Raw genomic sequence first — 18,629 nt, 5'->3', positions numbered from 1 at the left:
CTCAGATCGACGGTGCGGACGGCCGCTTCCAGTCGTACTCGGTCTCGGGGCGTCCTCGTCCGCCGTAGCGTGCACCCCGCGTGACCACGCCTGCGGCGACGAGGTGCTCCAAGTATCGACGCACCGAGACGCGGGACATGCCCAACCTCTCCGCCGCCTCGCTCGCCGAGAGCGGCCCGTCCGTGCGCAACGCCGCACGGACCCGGTCGAGTGTGGCCGCCGAGAGCCCCTTGGGGACGGTGATCGTGCCGGTGGAACGGCCGAGGAGCGCGTCGATCTCGGCCTGTGTCGCCTCGCCCTCCGTCGTGCGCGCCTGGTCCCGGTGCGCGCGGTACTGCTCCATCCGCTCTCGGAACACCGCGAACGGGAACGGCTTGACGAGGTACTGGAAGACGCCGAGCGCCGCCATCTGCCGCACCGTGTCGGCATCGCGCACGCCCGTGATCGCGATCACGTCGGTGGCTGCGGCGCCGGTGCGCAGTGCACGCAGCACGTCGATCCCGGAGCCGTCGGGCATCGTGATGTCGAGCAGGACCAGGTCGAACGCGTCGGCCCCTGGTCGTTCGAGCACCGCGGTGAGAGCGGCACGTGCGCTGCTGCATTCCCCGGCGACGACGAACCCGTCCAGGCGTGCCACGTAGTCGCGGTGCAGTTCGAGCGTCAGGGCGTCGTCGTCCACGATCAGCGTGCGGATCATGACCGTGACCTCCGTGCCCTCGCGGCGGGGAGCACGACGCGGAACGTCGTCGGCTCGCCGCTCAGCGTGACCGATCCGCCCGCGCCGGTGACCACCGACCGTACGAGCGCCAATCCGACGCCGCGCCCCTGTGCATCGGCCGGCTTCGTCGAGTAGCCCTGGTCGAAGACCCGCGAACGGAGTGCCTCGGGGATGCCGGGGCCGCTGTCCGAGACCTCGAGCATGATCCCGCCGCCCGGGTCCGGTCGCAGCGACACCGACACCCAGCGGTCGTCGGACTCGGCGGCAGCGTCCATCGCATTGTCCACGAGGTTGCCGAGCACCGACACCGCGTCGACGGGGGACAGGGGCGTGCGGGGAGTGTCGGGCTCGATGTGCACCCGCCAGTCGATGCCGCGCTCCTTGGCCTGCGAGGCCTTGCCGAGCAGCAGGGCGCCCACCGCGGGGTCGCCGTGTCGGCGCGCGGTGACCTGGTCCACGAGCGACTGGCTCTGCCGCGAGGTCTCCGTGAGGATCTCGATCGCCTCGGCGCTGCGTCCCAGTTCGAGCAGCGCCACGGCGGCGTGCATCCGGTTCCCGTGCTCGTGGGTCTGCGCCCGCAGTGCTTCGCCCAGCGTGCGGATCGACTCGTAGGACGACACGGCGTCCCGCAGCTGACCGGGTGGCAGATCGCCGGTGATCCGCCGTGTCACGCGACGGGCGATCAGCGCGCCGCCGGCACCGAGCGCGACCAGGCCGACGGTGATCCCGAGCGACAGCGGCAGCCGACGGAGCAGGGTGTCGGCGATGGACTCGGTCGTCACGCCCGCGGCCACCCAGCCGAGCAGCTCGCCGTCGGAATCGGAGACCGGCACGATCGTGCGCACGGACGGGCCGAGCGTTCCGGTGAACTCCTCGGTGAGCGTGCGCGGGGTCGTCGGGATGGTGCCGAGGTAGTGCCCGCCGATCTGGTCCGTGTCGGGGTGGGTGAGGCGGATGCCGTCGACGTCCATGATCGTGATGAAGTCGAGTCCCGCGTCGTCGATAACGGCCAGCGAATAGGGCTCGAGGATGCTCGTCGCCGCGGCGTCGTCCGAGGAGCGCAGCCCGTCGACGACCACGGGCGAGGCGGCGAACGCGGCTGCGGTGGAGGCGGTCACCCGCTCGGCCTCCGATCGGATCGCCCGCTGCGCATCGGTGACGAGGAAGACCGCCACGAGGGCGCCGATCAGCACGGCCGCGCCAAGCAGGACGAGGAACACGCGTGAGGCGGTGCTGCGCGCCGGGGAGGTCTGCGCCATCGCTCTCCTCCGATCGTCGATGATCCGTGCCGAGACCAATACGACCACAAATCGGATCCCGGAGCGAAGTCGGTGACCGTGGATACCGATCGGCGGCGAGGCAGCCGCCCACCCAGACGACGACGTCGATGATCGAGGAGGACGCGATGGCGCTCACAACAGGATTCTCACTGCCGAAGTTCCACTGGCGGCGCGGGAAGCAGTCATGGGACCGACACACCTGGCTCTACGTGTCCGTGCTTCTCGCGGTCGTGCTCGGCGCGGTCGTCGGCCTGGTCTGGCCGGAGGTCGGGCAGGCGTTCGAACCACTCGGCAAGGGCTTCGTGGCGCTGATCAAGATGATGATCGCGCCGATCATCTTCTGCACGATCGTGGTCGGGGTCGGCTCGATCGCCAAGGCGGCGACCGTCGGCAAGATCGGCGGACTGGCGCTGCTGTACTTCATGGTGATGTCGACGTTCGCCCTCGCGATCGGACTCGTCGTCGGCAACATCATCCACCCCGGGGCCGGACTCGACATGGCCTCGTCGACCTATGATGCCGTCGAGGCGGAGGCCAAGACGACGCAGGAGTTCATCCTGGGCATCATCCCGGCGACGTTCTTCTCGGCGTTCACGGGGGAGAGCGTGCTGCAGGTGCTGTTCATCGCGCTCCTCGTCGGGTTCGCTCTGCAGGGTCTCGGCGAGCGCGGCGCCCCGATCATGGAGGCGGTCAAGCAGCTCCAGAAGCTGGTCTTCCGCATCCTCGGCATGATCCTGTGGCTCGCGCCCCTCGGAGCCTTCGGCGCGATCGCCGCGGTCGTGGGCAAGACGGGCGTCGCCGCGATCTGGAGTCTGGGCACCCTGATGGTCGCGTTCTACATCACGTGCATCCTGTTCATCGTCGTGATCCTGGGCACGCTGCTGTGGGCCGTGACACGGGTGAACATCTTCGCGCTCATCAAGTACCTCGCCCGGGAGTACCTGCTGATCGTCGGCACCTCCTCCTCGGAGTCGGCCCTCCCGCGCCTGATCGCGAAGATGGAGTACGTCGGCGTCTCCAAGCCCGTCGTGGGCATCACCGTGCCGACCGGCTACTCGTTCAACCTCGACGGGACGGCGATCTACCTGACGATGGCGTCGCTGTTCATCGCGACCGGGATGGGGCAGCCCATGTCGATCGGCGAGCAGATCGGTCTGCTGGTGTTCATGATCATCGCGAGCAAGGGAGCAGCAGGCGTCACCGGCGCCGGACTCGCCACGCTCGCCGGAGGTCTGCAGGCCTACCGCCCCGACCTGGTCGACGGCGTCGGGGTCATCGTCGGGATCGACCGGTTCATGTCGGAGGGGCGCGCCCTGACCAACTTCACCGGGAACGCGGTCGCGACCCTGCTGATCGGCACCTGGACGAAGCAGATCGACAGGGACCGGGTGCGTCGTGTCCTCGGCGGGGAGCTGCCGTTCGACGAGTCGCTGCTGGACGGCGTCGATGCGCACGGGAGCGCTGATGCCCCGCAGGCTGCCGACGTGCAGGAGCTGCGGGAGGCCGCCGTCGCGGAGATGGCAGCGAAGGAGGCGCGGGCCAGGGCTCGCGCCGAGCGCGGCTGACAGAGAGAGGGATGCGGGAGTCCGGTGACGCCGGCTCCCGCATCCGCGCGGTCAACCGCTCTTGCGTCGGAACTCGCGTCGGGTCTGCGGGGCGTTCGCACTGTGCACGGCGGAGTCGCCGTCGAGGTGTGCCTCGCCCTCCCGGTGGTGCGCGTTCTTCTTCTCGAGCGCTTCCTTGAACTTGCGCTTCATCTCCTCAGCGGAGGTGGCGCCTTCTTCGGTGCTCATGCCCCGAGCCTAGAGCACCGAGTGCGGAGGGTCACCCTCTGGTGCGTCGTACGGCGAGGTCGATCAGCACCCCGAGACCGATGGCGATCACGATCGACACCGGCACGGCGACGAGCGGTCCGCCGGGGAGGATCGCCGCGACGGCCGCACCCACCGCCGCCTGGTAGAGCGCCCACCCGGTGGCGGCCAGCGCGACGAGGGCGAGATAGCGCGGAGGATGGATCCGCGAGGCTCCGGCGACGAGGTTGATCGCGAGCCGGGCGAAGGGCACGAAACGGGCGGTGAAAAGCACCGTGGCCATGCCCCCGTCCAGGCGACGCCGCGCCCAGCCGAGGGCCTGCTGCACCCGGGGCGCGCGCATCCAGCGCCAGCGCTCCGTGCCGACCAGCCGTCCGATCAGGTAGCAGCACGCATCGCCGACCGTCGCGGCGGCGGCCGCGCACACGACCACGGCCCAGAGCGGGGGCGTCCCCGTCGTCGCGGCCAGCGCGCCCAACGCGGTCACGGCGATCTCTCCGGGCAGGACGACGAAGAACGCATCCCCGACCACGAGCAGACACATCAGCGCGAGACTCCACGGGCCGGCGAGGGATGCGGTCAGAAGATCGGTCGGCACGCGTCCACTGTGCCTGCGGTCGGTGAACGGGAACCAAAGGCCGGATAGCCGGTGACCCGCCGTCCAGCATCCGGTGAACATCTGGTGCCGGAGGCCGTTTGCGGCGAGCGGGCCCGCTCCGCGGCGTCATCCTGGGGCTGTGAGAGTAGCGATCGTCACGGAATCCTTCCTTCCGCACATGAACGGCGTCACCGGCTCCGTGCTGCAGATCCTGCGGCACCTCGAGCAGCGGGGACACGACGCCCACGTCGTCGCCCCGGCAGCCGTCGGCATCCCCACCGAGGTCGACGGGGCACCGATCCAGGCGATCCCGAGCCTGCCGCTGCCCGGCTATCGGAACGTCCGGGTGGGCACGTCGACCGCGCATCGGGTCGCGGCCTCCCTGCGCGGCTTCCGCCCCGATGTCGTGCACCTCGCCTCGCCGTTCGCCCTCGGCTGGCGAGGGGTTCTCGCCGCCCAGCGCCTCGATGTGGCCAGCGTCGCCGCCTACCAGACCGATGTCGCGGCCTACACCGAGCGCTACCGGATCGCCGCCACCACGGGCATGGCCGAGACGCACATCGCGCGCCTGCACCGACGGGCGACGCTCACCCTCGCCCCCTCCGCCGAGTCGGCGCAGCAGCTTGCGGCACTCGGCGTGGACCGGGTGCGTCGTTGGGGACGGGGCGTCGACGCGGAGCGCTTCCAGCCCACGCGCCGGGATGCGCTCCTCCGCGCCCAGTGGGACACCGACGTGGTGATCGGCTATGTCGGCCGTCTCGCTCCCGAGAAGCAGGTCGAGGACCTCGCCGCCCTGCGGGGCATCCCGGGCACCCGCCTCGTGATCGTCGGAGACGGCCCCAGCAGAGCGCGGCTGGAGACGCTGTTGCCGGACGCCCTGTTCCTCGGACACCTCGGAGGTGACGCGCTCGCCGCAGCCATGGCCTCCTTCGACCTGTTCGTGCACCCCGGGGAGAGCGAGACGTTCGGGCAGACGCTGCAGGAGGCGCACGCCAGCGGTGTCCCGGTGATCGCGACCGGGAAGGGCGGCCCGCTCGACCTCGTGCGCATGGGCATCGACGGGTGGCTCTACCGGCCCGGTGACCTGGACGACCTGCGGATGCGCGTCGCCGACCTCGCCGGAGACGCCCGCAAGCGCCGCGCCTTCGGGGAGGCCGGCCGCGAGGCCGTGCAGGGACGCAGCTGGGCGAGCGTGTGCGATCAGCTGCTCGACCACTTCGAGGAGGCGCGGACCCTGCATCGTGCGGATGCCGGTGCCCGCGCTCGCCGCGTCGTCCGGCCGGAGCCGCCCGCCCCGGTCGCCGCCCGTCGCTGGCGTCGCTTCGTCGCGCTGGGCGACTCCCTCACGGAAGGGCTCTGCGACCCCGCACCCGACGGCGCCCTGCGCGGATGGGCGGATCGCCTCGCCCTCCTGCTCGCCGCGCAGGGAGGGCTGCACTACGCGAACCTCGCGATCCGATCGAAGCGGGTCCGTGACGTCTCGGGCACCCAGCTCGAGCGCGCCCTCGAGCTGCGTCCGGACCTGGTCTCGATCCTGATCGGCGCCAACGATCTCGTGAAGCACCGGGTCGACGTGTCCGCGCTCGCCGCGGAGGTCGAAGACACGGTGCGGCGCCTGAGGGGGATCGGCGCCGATGTGCTCCTGGTCACCCCGTTCCTCCCCGGGCGCCGTGCCGCGGCGATCTACACGCGGCGGTTCGCCGCCTTCGCGACCGCGCTGGCGGGGATCGCGACGCGCACGGGGGCGATACTCATCGACACCGACCTGCATCCGACGCTGGGCGAGCGGCCGAACTGGGGGGAGGACCTCGTGCACCTCAGCAGCAGAGGGCATCGTTTCCTCGCCTATCGCGCGGGCGAGATGCTCGGGGTGCCGGACGCGGACGCTCTCGGAGCCCTCGACGCCGCACTGCACGAGCACGAGGCGATCGGCGCCGGCGTGTGGTGGCGGCGGCACGCGCTGCCGTGGGTCTGGCGTCGTCTGCACGGTCGGTCCGCGGGCGACGGGCGGTCGGCGAAGCACGACGACTACGTGTACCTCGGCCGGGCGACCGCCGGGCGCGGGGTCTCCGTCGGCTGAGGGGCCTCCATCGTCTGAGGGGGCTCCGTCGTCTGAGGGGCCTCCGGGCGTCTCCTTCAGCCGCGGCCGGCGTCGACGCAGCGAGCGGGAGTCAGCGTCGGCCCATGCCGTGGTACTGCCAGCCGGCCGCGCGCCAGGCCGCGGCGTCGAGGCAGTTGCGGCCGTCGACCATGATCCGTCCGCGGACGAGGCCGCCCGCGTGCACGGGGGAGAGATCGCGGCGGTACTCGTCCCACTCGGTGACGATGACGACCGCGTCCGCCTCCCGGAGCGCGTCGTCCCGGTGCCGCGCGTACCCGAGCTGCGGGTGCGCGGCCATGGCGTTGTCGAGGGCCGCCGGGTCCGTCACGACCACGTCGGCGCCGAGTCCGCGCAGTCGCACTGCGACGTCGAGGGCGGGGGAGTCTCGGATGTCGTCGCTGAACGGCTTGAACGCCGCGCCCAGGACCGCGATCCGCCGTCCGAAGACGAGCCCGCCGAGTGCGTCGACGACGAGTTGGACCGCGCGGTCGCGGCGGCGGAGGTTGATGGCGTCGACCTCGCGGAGGAAGCCGACGGCCTCGCCGCGTCCCAGCTCCTCCGCGCGTGCCGCGAACGCGCGGATGTCCTTCGGGAGGCAGCCGCCGCCGAAGCCGATCCCTGCGCCGAGGTAGCGTCGGCCGATCCGGGAGTCGTGGCCGAGTGCGTCGGCGAGCAGCGCCACGTCGGCACCGGAGGCCTCGGCGATCTCGGCCATGGCATTGATGAAGGAGATCTTGGTGGCGAGGAACGCGTTCGCCGCGCCCTTGACCAGTTCTGCGGTGGCGAGGTCGGTCACCAGGAACGGTGTGCCCGAGGCGATCGCGGGTGCGTACGCCTCACGGAGCACGTCGACGGCGCGCCGCCCCTCCGCATCCGGCTCCGCACCGACCACCAGACGGTCCGGGGTCAGGGTGTCGTGCACGGCCCAGCCCTCGCGGAGGAACTCGGGGTTCCACACCAGGGTCGCGCCGCTGTCCGCGATCAGCGCCGACAGCCGTGCCGCGGTGCCGACCGGCACGGTCGACTTCCCGGCGACCACGTCCCCCGGGCGGAGGTGGGGGAGCAGCGCCTCGAGCGCGGCGTCGACGTACTGCAGGTCCGCGGCGTGACCTCCGGGGATCTGCGGTGTCCCGACGGCGAGGAAGTGCACCTCCGCACCCTCGGCATCCGCCATCCGTCCGCTGAACCGCAGCCGACCGGAGCGGAGCCCTTCGGTGAGGAGCTCGGAGAGTCGTGGCTCGAAGAACGGTGCCGCACCGGTTGCCAGCGTGGCGACCCGGTGCTCGTCGACGTCGATGCCGATGACGTCGTGTCCGATCGAGGCCATGGCGGCGGCGTGCACGGCACCGAGGTACCCGCAGCCGATCACTGACATGCGCATGGACTCAGCACAGCCCGGGTCCCTCTCCTCGCGACGTCTGCGAGGTGAACGGCCGATGGCGAGTGCATGTCCGCTCCGCGACGCTCGTGCGGTCCCGTGCCCGGACGCGGTTTTCGCGGCCTGCGCTGGTAGGGTGGACGAGGTTGACGTGTGTCAACCGCACAATTTCATATCGACTCACGGAGCGAGCGGCGGAGAAGCTGGTCCCCTGTGGTGGGTTCCTCGGCGGATGTCGGGTGGCTTTCTACTGGTGGCCAGCGCAGGCGACATTCGCGGGAATGCCCGCGCGCCCGAACCCTTCCGCTCCGCTCCTTTGAACACGCTCGCGCGTCACATGGACTCGCGAGTCTAAACAAAGAAGGAGAGACCTCTTGGAAGGTCCTGAAATCACCGCCACCGAGGCCGTTCTCGACAACGGCCGCTTCGGCACCCGCACCATCCGCTTCGAGACCGGCCGCCTCGCGCAGCAGGCTCAGGGCGCAGTCGCCGCCTACCTCGACGGCGAGACCATGCTCCTCTCGGCCACCAGCGCAGGCAAGCACCCGCGCGAGGGCTTCGACTTCTTCCCGCTGACGGTCGACGTCGAGGAGCGCTCCTACGCCGCCGGCAAGATCCCCGGCTCGTTCTTCCGTCGTGAGGGTCGTCCCTCCACCGAGGCGATCCTCGTCTGCCGTCTGATCGACCGTCCGCTGCGTCCGTCGTTCGTCGACGGCCTGCGCAACGAGGTCCAGATCGTCATCACGGTCCTCTCGATCGCACCGGGCGAGTTCTACGACGCTCTCGCGATCAACGCCGCTTCGGCGTCGACCCAGATCTCGGGTCTGCCGTTCTCGGGCCCCGTCGCCGGTGTGCGCCTCGCGTTCATCCCCGGTCACGGCGAGCACGCGGACCAGTGGGTCGCGTTCCCGACCGCCGAGCAGGTCTCGGAGGCCGTGTTCGACCTGATCGTCGCCGGTCGCGTCGTCACCAAGGCCGATGGCACGGAAGACGTCGCCATCATGATGGTCGAGGCTGAGGCCACCGAGGGCAGCTGGAACCTGATCAAGGCCGGCGCCACCAAGCCGAACGAGGAGATCGTGGCCCAGGGTCTCGAGGCCTCGAAGCCGTTCATCGCCCAGCTCGTCAAGGCTCAGGCCGAGCTCGCCGCGACCGCGTCGAAGGAGCCGGGCGTCTACCCGGTCTTCCCCGCGTACAGCGACGAGGTCTACAGCTTCGTCTCCGAGCGCGCGTTCGCCGAGCTCAGCGATGTCTACCAGATCGCCGACAAGGTCGAGCGTCAGACCGCTGACGACGCGATCAAGGACCGCGTCAAGGCCGAGCTCATCGAGGCCACCGAGGCGGGCTCGCTGCCGGCCGCGGCTCCGCTGGAGTTCTCCGCCGCGTACAAGTCCGTCACGAAGAAGATCGTCCGCGGTCGCATCCTCACCGAGGGCGCTCGCATCGACGGCCGTGGCCTGGCGGACATCCGTCCGCTCGACGCCGAGGTGCAGGTCATCCCGCGCGTGCACGGCTCCGCGATCTTCCAGCGCGGCGAGACCCAGATCATGGGTGTCACCACGCTGAACATGCTCAAGATGGAGCAGCAGATCGACTCGCTGTCGCCCACGACGAGCAAGCGCTACATGCACCACTACAACTTCCCGCCCTACTCGACCGGTGAGACCGGCCGCGTGGGTTCGCCGAAGCGTCGCGAGATCGGGCACGGCTTCCTGGCCGAGCGCGCGCTCGTACCGGTGCTGCCGAGCCGCGAGGAGTTCCCCTACGCCATCCGTCAGGTGTCCGAGGCGCTGAGCTCCAACGGCTCGACGTCGATGGGCTCCGTCTGCGCGTCGACCCTGTCGCTGCTGAACGCGGGTGTGCCGCTGCGCGCCCCCGTCGCCGGCATCGCGATGGGTCTCGTCTCCGACGAGGTCGACGGTGAGACCCGCTACGCGGCTCTGACCGACATCCTGGGTGCGGAGGACGCTCTCGGCGACATGGACTTCAAGGTCGCCGGTACCAGCGATTTCGTCACGGCCATCCAGCTCGACACGAAGCTCGACGGCATCCCGTCGTCGGTGCTCGCGGGCGCGCTGACCCAGGCACGCGAGGCTCGTCTGACGATCCTCAACGTGCTGAACGCCGCGATCGACGCTCCCGACGAGATGGCGCCCACCGCGCCGCGCGTCATCAGCGTCCAGATCCCGGTCGACAAGATCGGCGAGCTGATCGGCCCGAAGGGCAAGACGATCAACGCGATCCAGGACGAGACCGGCGCGCAGATCTCCATCGAGGAGGACGGCACCGTCTACATCGGCGCGACCGACGGCCCCTCGGCCGAGGCTGCCCGTGCCCAGGTGAACGCGATCGCCAACCCGACCAACCCGGAGGTCGGGGAGCAGTTCCTCGGCACCGTCGTGAAGATCGCCACCTTCGGTGCGTTCGTCTCGCTGCTCCCGGGCAAGGACGGCCTCCTGCACGTCACCGAGGTGCGCAAGCTCGCCGGTGGCAAGCGGGTCGAGAACGTCGATGACGTCCTCTCCGTCGGCCAGAAGATCCTCGTGAAGATCACGAAGATCGACGACCGTGGCAAGCTCTCGCTCGAGCCCGTCCTCGACGACGCGCCCGCCGCGGAGGCAGCTCCTGCAGAGGACGCCGCCGCCGAGTAAGCGCAGAGCTCGAACCGGAGCCCGGGCCGTCCGCACAGGACGTGCCCGGGCTTCGTCGTCTCCGGCGTGACCGAATCGTTATCGGACGTTTCCGCGCCGTTCCCCGGATTGGTCAGGACGTTCCGCGAAGTCGCTTACCCTCGAAGTACGCACCGGGGGGTGCAGAATCAGCAGGTACGAAGGTCGGAACGCACCGATCGACGCGGGGGTGAGAGAGTATGCGGTTGTTCAGCGTAGGCGCAGGAGCGTCCGCGGATCGCGCCCAGGAGACGGCCGCCGAGCACCCGTCCGCCCCGATCCCCATCATCGGACCGGGAATAGGGGAGACCATCCGCGTCCCTCTCGGCGAGACCGGGTTCGAGACCTTCCCGCTGATGCTCGGGGCCGCGGAGTTCGGCTGGAACGTCGACCTCGAGACCAGCCACGGGATCCTCGATCGCTACGTCGAGTTCGGCGGCAACGCGATCCACACGGCCGACGGCTTCTCCGGGGGTCGCAGCGAGCACATCATCGGGCAGTGGCTGCGTTCCCGCGGGCAGCGGGATCGCGCGGTCCTCAGCGTGCGCATCGGCGCCCACGCCGACAACCCGGGCCTCGGCTCCGTCAACCTCGTGCGCGCGGTCGAGGGCTCGCTCACCCGGCTCGGCGTCGAGCGCATCGACGTGCTGTACCTCGATGCCACGCTCGACGGGACGACGAACCTCGAAGACACCCTCGCGACCGTCGAGTGGCTGACCGACGCCGGCAAGATCGGTGCACTCGGCGCATTCGGTCTCGCCCCGGAGCGTCTGGTCGAAGCGCGCATCCTCGCGTCCGCGGGCTACCCCCGCATCCAGGTCATCGACGCGCCGTACAACCTCATCCGTCGTCAGCCGTTCGAGGGCGACCTGCGCCTCGTGGCGGGCGCGCAGAACCTCGCGGTGACGCCGTCGCACGCTCTCGAGCACGGGTTCCTGTCCGGGCGGCACCGCAACAAGGCCCTCACCTCGCGCGGCGTGCGCGGCGAGCAGCTGCGCGGGCATCTGAACCGCCGCGGGATCAAGATCCTGCGGGCGCTCGACCAGGTCGCCGAAGAGCTCACGGTCCCCGTGGCCGCCGTGTCGATCGCGTGGCTCCTCGCGCAGCGCACGATCGCCGCGCCGATCGTGAACGCCTTCGCCGCGGATCACGTCGACGAGCTCATGCAGGGCGCGGGCGTCTCGCTGTCCCGGAGCCAGGTCGCTGACCTCACCCGGGCCGGCAACTGAGCTTCGTCCCACCCGTGACATAGGGTGGGAGAGAGGCCCGGCGGATGCTGGCGATGAAGCGAGCGAGTTGTGACGCACTACATATATCTGGTCAGACACGGTGAACATCAGGATGCGGAGCATGGTCTCGCCGACGGACCCCTCTCTCCGCGAGGGCAGCGTCAGGCGGAACTGATCGCCGATCGACTCTCGGGCCTTCCCCTCGACGCGGTCTGGCATTCGCCGCTGCTACGTGCGAATGAGACGGCCCGAGCGATCGCGGCGAGGCTTCCTTCGGTCGACCCCGCGCCGACCGCGCTTCTCTTCGACTGCGTGCCCACGGGCATGACCGAGGAGACGCCCGCGGTGTTCGAGCCGTTCTTCGGCTCGGTGACCGAGGCCGAGATCGAGGCCGGTCGAGCGCAGATGTCGGACGCGGTGAACGAGTTCCTCGTCCGCAAGACCGGCGACGTGCACGAGGTGCTCATCACCCACAACTTCGTGATCTCCTGGTTCGTCCGCGAGGTCCTCTCGGCACCCGAGTGGCGGTGGATGACGCTGAACCAGTCCCACTGCGGACTGACCGTGATCGCCCAGAAGCAGGGGCGACCGTGGACGCTGCTCACGCACAACGACACCGGCCACCTCCCGGTCGAGCTGCGGACCGGCATCCCCGACGCGCTCCTGGTCTGACTCAGCTCCAGAAGCTGGCGAGCGACGCGGCGACTGCTCGACCCTGTGCGAAGCCGGCCTGCGCGGCGGGCACGCGGGTCGCCGGGTCCATGACGTTCTCGCCGAAGGCGGTGCGTGACGCGCTGTCGGGGAAGATCGTCTCCACGGTGCTCCCCGTCGCCCTCAGCGCGGCGATCTGATCCGCGAGGTGCGTGCCCCAGGATGAGGGCGTCCGCGATGCTCCGCCGAAGGGCGCCAGCACGAGGACCTTCGCGTATCCGGATGCGAGATCGGCGTTCTCGGCGTTGGAACGATAGCCGCCGTCGATGTAGCGGTGGGTGCCGATGTCGTAGGCGGATCCGCTGGAGCAGCTGGCGGCGACGGCATCCACGAGGTCCACACCGCTGCGTCGGTCGAAGAGGACGGGCTCGCCGCTGTCTGCGTCCACGGCGGTGATCAGCACCCGCTGATCCGGCCAGTCCGGTCGCGGCAGCCGGGTGGCGACCGTCTCCCGCCACCGCGTGCCGGCGCCCGGCGAGGCCGCGGACAGGTCGATCGCCGCGGCCCCCATCCGCCGCCGCATGTCTTCGATGCCGGTCGAGCCGTCGATGATCCGCTGCGTGCGCTCCAGGTGGTCGGTGACGGGCGGACGCCGCATGCCTCCGCCGGGCCGCGACGACGTCGAGGGAAGGGGTGCGGAGAGGATCTGGTCCAGCAGGTGCCTCGCGGGCACGGCTGTGACCTGTGCGGCGGTGGTCGCGCCGGCGGAGGTGCCGACGACGAGGTCAGCCGCCGTGACGTCGAGCCCTCCTTCCGCGAGGCCGGCGAGGGCGCCGATCAGCCAGGCGTTGCCGGCCGATCCGCCGCCACCGAGGACTAGAGCTCGTCCTTCGAGGACCGGCTCGGGAGCAGACGGAGGTCGTGGCGCGGGGGTTCGGGGGAGAGAGGGGCGAGAGGTCAGGATGTCCATGGGAGTGCCTTTCGCGAATGCGGGGCGGGGCTCCCGGCCGCGACTACGCCGGTCGCGGGATCGCGCGCTGTGAGGGAGCACCCGATGCGGATACTGCGTACATGGGGCTCACCTCCTCCTGCCGGAACACGATCACGGGAACGCTACCACGCACGGCGGGGGAGAGCGCCGGTCGCGATCCGGACTCCTGTGCGGCCCCGCGCGCCCCGGGCCGGACCCTGCTGCCCGCGAAATAGACTGGACGCATGACCACGCAGGTAGCCCTCGTCGGCGGAACCGGGAAGCTCGGCACGATCATCGGAGCGGTGATCGATGAGCTCGAGGGGTTCGAGGTGAGCCGGGTGCTGGGCTCGTCGAGTGATCTCTCCGAGCTCGAGGGCGCCGATCTCGTGGTCGACGCCTCGACGCCGCAGGTGAGCATCGAGGTCGTCCGGGCCGCCGTCGAACGCGGCATCAACGTGCTGGTCGCGACCTCCGGGTGGTCGGCCGAGCGCATCGCCCTGGTGCGACCGCTCGTCGAGGCGGCCGGCACCGGCGCGGTCTTCATCCCCAACTTCTCGCTCGGGTCGGTCCTCGGATCCGCTCTGGCCGCGGCTGCCGCGCCGTTCTTCGGCTCCGCTGAGATCATCGAGGCGCACCGCGAGACGAAGATCGATTCCCCCAGCGGAACTGCGGTGCGCACCGCGGAGCTGATCGCGGCCGCGCGCGCCGAGCAGGGGCCGGTCAGTGCTCCGCACGCGGATCAGCGTGCTCGGGGACAGCAGGTCGGCAGCGTGCCGATCCACTCGCTCCGTCGGCCCGGTGTCGTCGCGAAGCAGGAGGTCATCCTGTCCGGGCCCGGCGAGTCGCTCACCTTCACGCACGACACCACCGATTCCGCGCTGGCGTACGCCCCGGGCATCCGCCTCGCCGTGCCGTTCGCGCTGCAGGCCCGCGGTGTGATCGTCGGCCTCGAGCACATGATCGACATCGGCATCCGCTCGTGATGTCGCGGATCGGCGTCGGCCTGATGGCGGCGGCGCTGCTGGTCTACCTCGCGGTCGCGATCTGGCTCGCGGTGATGTTCATCTCCGTCGGCACACCGGTGTCGGTCGGCATGGGCATCACGCTCCTCGTGCTCGCACCCATCGGTGCCTGGGCGCTGGTTCGCGAGATGATGTTCGGCTTCGGAGCCGATCGGCTCGGACGCCTGCTCGACGCCGAGGGCGGGATGCCGCCGGTCGAGACGGAGCTCACGCCGAGCGGACGTATCGCGCGAGCCGACGCCGATCCGCTGATCGCTCGGTACACGGCGGAAGCGGACGCGTCCGGTGACGACTGGCGCGCCCGCTATCGGCTGGGCGTCGTCCAGGACGCCGCGGGCCGCCGGAAGGACGCACGAGCCAGCATCCGCGAGGCCATCCGTCTCGCGCGTCCGTCCTGACGACGCGGTCGGTCAGGCGAGTGTCGCCTCGAGCGTGATCTCGATGCCGGCGAGGGCCTGCGAGACGGGGCAGCCGTCCTTCGCGCCGACGGCGATCTCCTGGAAGGCCTCCGGCGACAGGTTCGGGACGACCGCGTTCACGTTGAGGTGACTTCCGGTGATGCCGACGCCGGGCTTGAAGGTGACCGAGGCGCTGGTGTTGACGCGCTCCGGAGGGGTGCCGTTCTCGGCGAGGGCATGCGAGAGGGCCATGCTGAAGCAGGAGGCGTGCGCGGCGGCGATGAGCTCCTCCGGCGTGGTCGTCGTGTCGCTGCCCTCGCTGCGCGCCTTCCAGTTGATCGGGAAGGTGCCGAGGTTCGACGACGAGAACGCGACCGTGCCCGACCCCTCCATGAGCGATCCGGTCCAGGTGCTGGCGGCTTCGCTGGTGACGGGCATGATTCCTCCGGTTCTCGCACTGCAGGGGTGCAGCGTCGGCTCGTGGCCAGCCTAGCGAGCGGCCGTACGCGGGGGAACAGCGGTCAGGAGGTGGCGGCTTCCCGCCCGACCACGCCGGCGCGCTGCAGCAGCAGGTACAGCTGGCAGCCGAGGCAGAACGCGAAGGCGGCGTTGAGGAAGGCCGCGATGAACGCCGCGGCGGTGGCGATCGGCAGCGCCCACGGGACGCCGAGGAGATGGAGCACGAGGCCGATGCCCACGACGAAGAGGCCGACCCCCTGCGAGAACCGCGGCGGACGCGGATCCTCCAGCTCGCTCGGCGGGGCGAGACGCGGGCGGACCAGCGTCCGGAAGACCACGCTCCACGGCGCCGTCCGCGGTGAGAGCACGCCCCAGAGGAAGAGCAGCGCGACGACGATGGTGAGCAGGAAGCCCGGGTCGAGGGCGCGCTGAGCGATGGGCGCGGAGGAGATGGCCCATCCGGTGGGGCTGAAGGTGGAATCGGCGAGCGGCTGATACGCGAACCAGCCGAACGTGGCGGCGCCCGCCTGCGCGGTGGAGATCCCGATCAGCGCCAGGAAGGTCGCCGCGAGCAGGAGCACTGCGGTGATCGTGGCGGCGAAGCGGGGACCGCGGGGGTCGATGCCTGCGGGAGTGCTCATCTCGGTGCTCCTGTCTTCGCGCCTCAGAGGGCGGCGACGGCTTCGGTGAGGGCGTGCCGGTGCGGAACACCGTGGAATCGTGCGCGAACGGCACCGGAGCCGTCGACGACGAACGTGGTCGGGGTCTGGAGCACCTTGTAGCGTGCGGAGAGATCGGGGCGGTGGGTCAGATCCACCTCGACGTGGCGGAGCCCGTCCTGGTCGGAGGCGTAGTCCGTCAGCAGCCGGCGTACCTGGGGGCAGCGCGCGCACATCTCGGTGCTGAACTGCACCAGGGTCGCACGGGAGCCGAACTCCGCAGCCGCATCCGCCGGGTCGAAGCGGAGCGCGCCCCCCTCGCGTCGTCGGCCGTCGCGGCGGCGCAGCACGATGCCGATGACCGTGGCGAGCGCGAGAAGCGCTGCGGCGACCCCGAGGGCGAGTGCGGGCGACATGCGTCGAGAGTACTTCGCGTCGTACCCCACCGAGGCCGATGTTTCCGAGCGTGACGAACGACGGTCGGGCCGCGTGCTCCGCCCGAGTCCGAGGGCGGGAAGGTATCGTGGCTTTCATGAGCGCAGCCGTCCCGACTCCTTACGAAGACCTGCTCCGCGACGTGCTGGAGACGGGCACGCACAAGTCGGATCGCACCGGAACCGGGACCACGAGCGTCTTCGGCCGGCAGATCCGCTTCGACCTCTCGAAGGGCTTCCCGCTCATCACCACGAAGCGCGTGCACTTCAAGTCGATCGCCTACGAGCTGCTCTGGTTCCTGCAGGGCGACTCCAACGTCGGGTGGCTCCGAGAGAACGGTGTCACGATCTGGGACGAGTGGGCGGACGAGTCCGGCGACCTTGGTCCGGTGTACGGCGTCCAGTGGCGGTCCTGGCCGAAGCCCGACGGTGGCAGCATCGACCAGCTGTCCGAGGTGATCGAGCAGATCCGCCGCTCGCCCGACTCGCGCCGTCTGATCGTCTCGGCGTGGAACCCGGCCGACATCCCCGACATGGCGCTCGCTCCGTGCCACGCCCTGTTCCAGTTCTACGTGGCCGACGGCAAGCTCTCCTGCCAGCTGTACCAGCGCAGCGCGGACATGTTCCTCGGCGTGCCGTTCAACATCGCCTCCTATGCGCTGCTCACGATGATGATCGCGCAGCAGGTCGGCCTCGAGCCCGGCGACTTCGTGTGGACCGGTGGCGACTGCCACGTCTACGACAACCACGTCGAGCAGGTCCGCGAGCAGCTCTCCCGCGAGCCCTATCCGTACCCGACGCTCCGCTTCGGGCGGAAGCCGGAATCGATCTTCGACTACCGCTACGAGGACTTCGTGGTGGAGGACTACCAGCACCACGCCCCGATCCGTGCGGCGGTGGCGGTATGACCTGGGTCGGACTGATCTGGGCGGAGGCGCACGACGGCGTCATCGGCGCCGAGGGCGGCATGCCCTGGCACGTTCCCGAGGACCTCGCGCATTTCAAGGACGTCACGCTCGGTGCGCCGGTGGTCATGGGTCGCAAGACCTGGGACTCGTTGCCCGAGCGGTTCCGACCGCTCGCCGGCCGAGACAACATCGTCGTCACCCGACAGCAGGACTGGTCAGCGGAGGGGGCCCGTCGCGCCGCGACGGTCGCCGAGGCCGTCCGCGGTCAGGACCGGGTCTGGATCATCGGCGGTGCGGAGATCTTCCGTCAGGTCATCGGCGATGCCGATCGCCTCGAGGTCACCGAGCTCGTTCTCGACGTCGACGGCGATACCTACGCACCCGCCAAGACCGGCTGGCGGCTGGTCGACGAGGGGGAGTGGCAGACCTCGCGCACCGGCATCCGCTACCGCTTCCTCGGATACGAGCGCTGATGCCCACCGCACTGATCACCGGGGCCAGCGCCGGACTGGGCGCCGAGTTCGCGCGCCAGCTCGCCCGTCGTCGCGCCGATCTGGTCCTGGTGGCGCGGTCGGAGGAGGCATTGCAGACGCTCGGTGCCGAGCTGCGCAGCGAATACGGCGTCGCCGTCGAGATCATCTCCGCCGATCTGGCCGACGAGGCCGGGGTCGAGAAGGTCGCCGACCGGCTGCGCGACACGGCGGACCCCATCGATCTCCTCGTGAACAACGCCGGGTTCGGGCTGCCGCTGCAGTTCGCCGACAACGACATCGAGGATGAGGTGCGCCATCTGCGCGTGCATGTGGAGGCGTCGATGCGCCTCATGCACGCGGCGCTGCAGTCCATGCGCGGCCGCGGGGGACGGATCATCAACGTGGCGTCGGTCGCGGGCTTCATCTCCCGCTCCACGTATTCCGCCTGCAAGTCGTGGCTGATCGGTTTCAGCCGCTGGGCGAACGCCGAATACGGGCGCGACGGTGTCAGCGTCACCGCGCTGTGCCCCGGGTTCACCCACACCTCGTTCCACGAGCGGATGGGCCTCGCCGTCGGCGAGGAGGGCGTGCCGAGCATCATGTGGCTCGACGCGCGCGACGTCGTCCGCACCGGGCTGCGCGACGCGGCCCGCGGCAAGGCCGTGTCCATCCCCTCGCTGCGGTACAAGGCCATCGTCGCGCTGACCCGCGTCCTGCCCAGCTCCCTCACGTCGGGCGTCGCCCGCCGTGGCCGGGTCTGACGCGTGCCGGCGAGGATGCGTCGGTCGGTGTGATCCTGCGCGGCAGGATCGACGTCGCCCGTGGCGACATCATCCGCGTCACCGCGTCCGCATGAGCGGCATCCGAA

Annotated in this window: 19 protein-coding genes; 10 read left to right on the top strand and 9 right to left on the bottom strand. The window is 70.4% G+C overall.

Annotated features, from left to right (window positions below):
• Window position 1: 1 nt before the first annotated feature.
• Both AC07VM_RS17230 and AC07VM_RS17225 read right to left on the bottom strand, forming a co-directional pair.
• Window positions 2-697, bottom strand: coding sequence for a response regulator (locus tag AC07VM_RS17230; RefSeq protein ID WP_494912447.1), 696 nt, complete (start codon window positions 695-697; stop codon window positions 2-4).
• Window positions 694-1,977, bottom strand: coding sequence for a sensor histidine kinase (locus AC07VM_RS17225; RefSeq protein WP_494912446.1), 1,284 nt, complete (start codon window positions 1,975-1,977; stop codon window positions 694-696). The genes AC07VM_RS17230 and AC07VM_RS17225 overlap by 4 nt, the downstream gene beginning before the upstream one ends.
• Before the next feature lie 146 nt (window positions 1,978-2,123).
• Between AC07VM_RS17225 and AC07VM_RS17220 the strand changes: the two genes are divergently transcribed.
• Window positions 2,124-3,563, top strand: a complete 1,440-nt coding sequence (locus tag AC07VM_RS17220; protein WP_494912441.1) for a cation:dicarboxylate symporter family transporter — start codon at window positions 2,124-2,126, stop codon at window positions 3,561-3,563.
• A gap of 51 nt (window positions 3,564-3,614) precedes the next feature.
• On the opposite strand, the gene AC07VM_RS17215 is transcribed toward AC07VM_RS17220, so the two are convergent.
• Window positions 3,615-3,791, bottom strand: a complete 177-nt coding sequence (locus AC07VM_RS17215) for a DUF5302 domain-containing protein (protein ID WP_267418218.1) — start codon at window positions 3,789-3,791, stop codon at window positions 3,615-3,617.
• A gap of 31 nt (window positions 3,792-3,822) precedes the next feature.
• A complete protein-coding gene (locus tag AC07VM_RS17210) occupies window positions 3,823-4,407 on the bottom strand; it encodes a DedA family protein (protein ID WP_494912439.1) in 585 nt (194 codons plus the stop codon).
• A gap of 178 nt (window positions 4,408-4,585) precedes the next feature.
• Between AC07VM_RS17210 and AC07VM_RS17205 the strand changes: the two genes are divergently transcribed.
• Window positions 4,586-6,487 carry a GDSL-type esterase/lipase family protein gene (locus AC07VM_RS17205; protein ID WP_494912438.1) on the top strand — a complete coding sequence of 634 codons (1,902 nt, stop codon included), beginning with the start codon at window positions 4,586-4,588 and terminating at the stop codon, window positions 6,485-6,487.
• Window positions 6,488-6,578: 91 nt separating this feature from the next.
• Here AC07VM_RS17205 and AC07VM_RS17200 read toward each other — a convergent pair whose 3' ends face one another.
• The gene (locus tag AC07VM_RS17200) at window positions 6,579-7,889 is read right to left on the bottom strand and encodes a UDP-glucose dehydrogenase family protein (protein ID WP_494912437.1); all 1,311 of its coding nucleotides are present in this window, start codon (window positions 7,887-7,889) and stop codon (window positions 6,579-6,581) included.
• A gap of 371 nt (window positions 7,890-8,260) precedes the next feature.
• On the opposite strand from AC07VM_RS17200, the gene AC07VM_RS17195 reads away from it, so the two are divergent.
• From AC07VM_RS17195 to AC07VM_RS17185, 3 genes are all read left to right on the top strand, one after another.
• Entirely contained in the window at window positions 8,261-10,537 is a 2,277-nt protein-coding gene (locus AC07VM_RS17195; RefSeq protein ID WP_494912436.1) for a polyribonucleotide nucleotidyltransferase, read from the top strand.
• A gap of 218 nt (window positions 10,538-10,755) precedes the next feature.
• The gene (locus AC07VM_RS17190) at window positions 10,756-11,784 is read left to right on the top strand and encodes an aldo/keto reductase (RefSeq protein ID WP_267418223.1); all 1,029 of its coding nucleotides are present in this window, start codon (window positions 10,756-10,758) and stop codon (window positions 11,782-11,784) included.
• Between the two features lie 69 nt (window positions 11,785-11,853).
• Window positions 11,854-12,456, top strand: coding sequence for a histidine phosphatase family protein (locus AC07VM_RS17185; RefSeq protein WP_494912434.1), 603 nt, complete (start codon window positions 11,854-11,856; stop codon window positions 12,454-12,456).
• 1 nt (window position 12,457) lies between these two features.
• Here the strand turns inward: AC07VM_RS17185 and AC07VM_RS17180 are convergent, their stop codons facing one another.
• Window positions 12,458-13,405 carry a patatin-like phospholipase family protein gene (locus AC07VM_RS17180; protein WP_494912432.1) on the bottom strand — a complete coding sequence of 316 codons (948 nt, stop codon included), beginning with the start codon at window positions 13,403-13,405 and terminating at the stop codon, window positions 12,458-12,460.
• Between the two features lie 245 nt (window positions 13,406-13,650).
• On the opposite strand from AC07VM_RS17180, the gene dapB reads away from it, so the two are divergent.
• Window positions 13,651-14,391 (top strand): 4-hydroxy-tetrahydrodipicolinate reductase, encoded by a 741-nt coding sequence (gene dapB / locus AC07VM_RS17175; protein ID WP_267418227.1) that lies wholly within the window; start codon window positions 13,651-13,653, stop codon window positions 14,389-14,391.
• Window positions 14,391-14,828 carry a hypothetical protein gene (locus AC07VM_RS17170; RefSeq protein WP_267418228.1) on the top strand — a complete coding sequence of 146 codons (438 nt, stop codon included), beginning with the start codon at window positions 14,391-14,393 and terminating at the stop codon, window positions 14,826-14,828. The genes dapB and AC07VM_RS17170 overlap by 1 nt, the downstream gene beginning before the upstream one ends.
• Before the next feature lie 12 nt (window positions 14,829-14,840).
• On the opposite strand, the gene AC07VM_RS17165 is transcribed toward AC07VM_RS17170, so the two are convergent.
• From AC07VM_RS17165 to AC07VM_RS17155, 3 genes are all read right to left on the bottom strand, one after another.
• Window positions 14,841-15,266 carry an OsmC family peroxiredoxin gene (locus AC07VM_RS17165; protein ID WP_267418229.1) on the bottom strand — a complete coding sequence of 142 codons (426 nt, stop codon included), beginning with the start codon at window positions 15,264-15,266 and terminating at the stop codon, window positions 14,841-14,843.
• A gap of 83 nt (window positions 15,267-15,349) precedes the next feature.
• On the bottom strand, window positions 15,350-15,928 hold the full coding sequence (locus tag AC07VM_RS17160) for a DUF4395 domain-containing protein (RefSeq protein ID WP_494912430.1): 579 nt from the start codon (window positions 15,926-15,928) through the stop codon (window positions 15,350-15,352).
• Window positions 15,929-15,951: 23 nt separating this feature from the next.
• On the bottom strand, window positions 15,952-16,362 hold the full coding sequence (locus AC07VM_RS17155; RefSeq protein WP_494912428.1) for a thioredoxin family protein: 411 nt from the start codon (window positions 16,360-16,362) through the stop codon (window positions 15,952-15,954).
• Window positions 16,363-16,478: 116 nt separating this feature from the next.
• On the opposite strand from AC07VM_RS17155, the gene AC07VM_RS17150 reads away from it, so the two are divergent.
• The 3 genes from AC07VM_RS17150 to AC07VM_RS17140 are packed head-to-tail and all read left to right on the top strand — an operon-like array spanning window position 16,479 to window position 18,522.
• Window positions 16,479-17,288 carry a thymidylate synthase gene (locus AC07VM_RS17150; protein ID WP_267418232.1) on the top strand — a complete coding sequence of 270 codons (810 nt, stop codon included), beginning with the start codon at window positions 16,479-16,481 and terminating at the stop codon, window positions 17,286-17,288.
• Window positions 17,285-17,761, top strand: a complete 477-nt coding sequence (locus tag AC07VM_RS17145) for a dihydrofolate reductase (protein ID WP_494912427.1) — start codon at window positions 17,285-17,287, stop codon at window positions 17,759-17,761. Before AC07VM_RS17150 ends, AC07VM_RS17145 begins: the two co-directional genes overlap by 4 nt.
• Complete coding sequence (locus tag AC07VM_RS17140; RefSeq protein ID WP_494912426.1) at window positions 17,761-18,522, top strand: SDR family NAD(P)-dependent oxidoreductase; 762 nt, start codon at window positions 17,761-17,763, stop codon at window positions 18,520-18,522. Before AC07VM_RS17145 ends, AC07VM_RS17140 begins: the two co-directional genes overlap by 1 nt.
• Window positions 18,523-18,629 lie beyond the last annotated feature (107 nt).

The sequence above is a fragment of the Microbacterium sp. GW821-FHT01D02 genome (genome assembly GCF_059422585.1).
The sequence above is the reverse complement of the archived record's forward strand: the minus strand, read 5'-3'. Positions and strand labels throughout refer to the sequence as shown.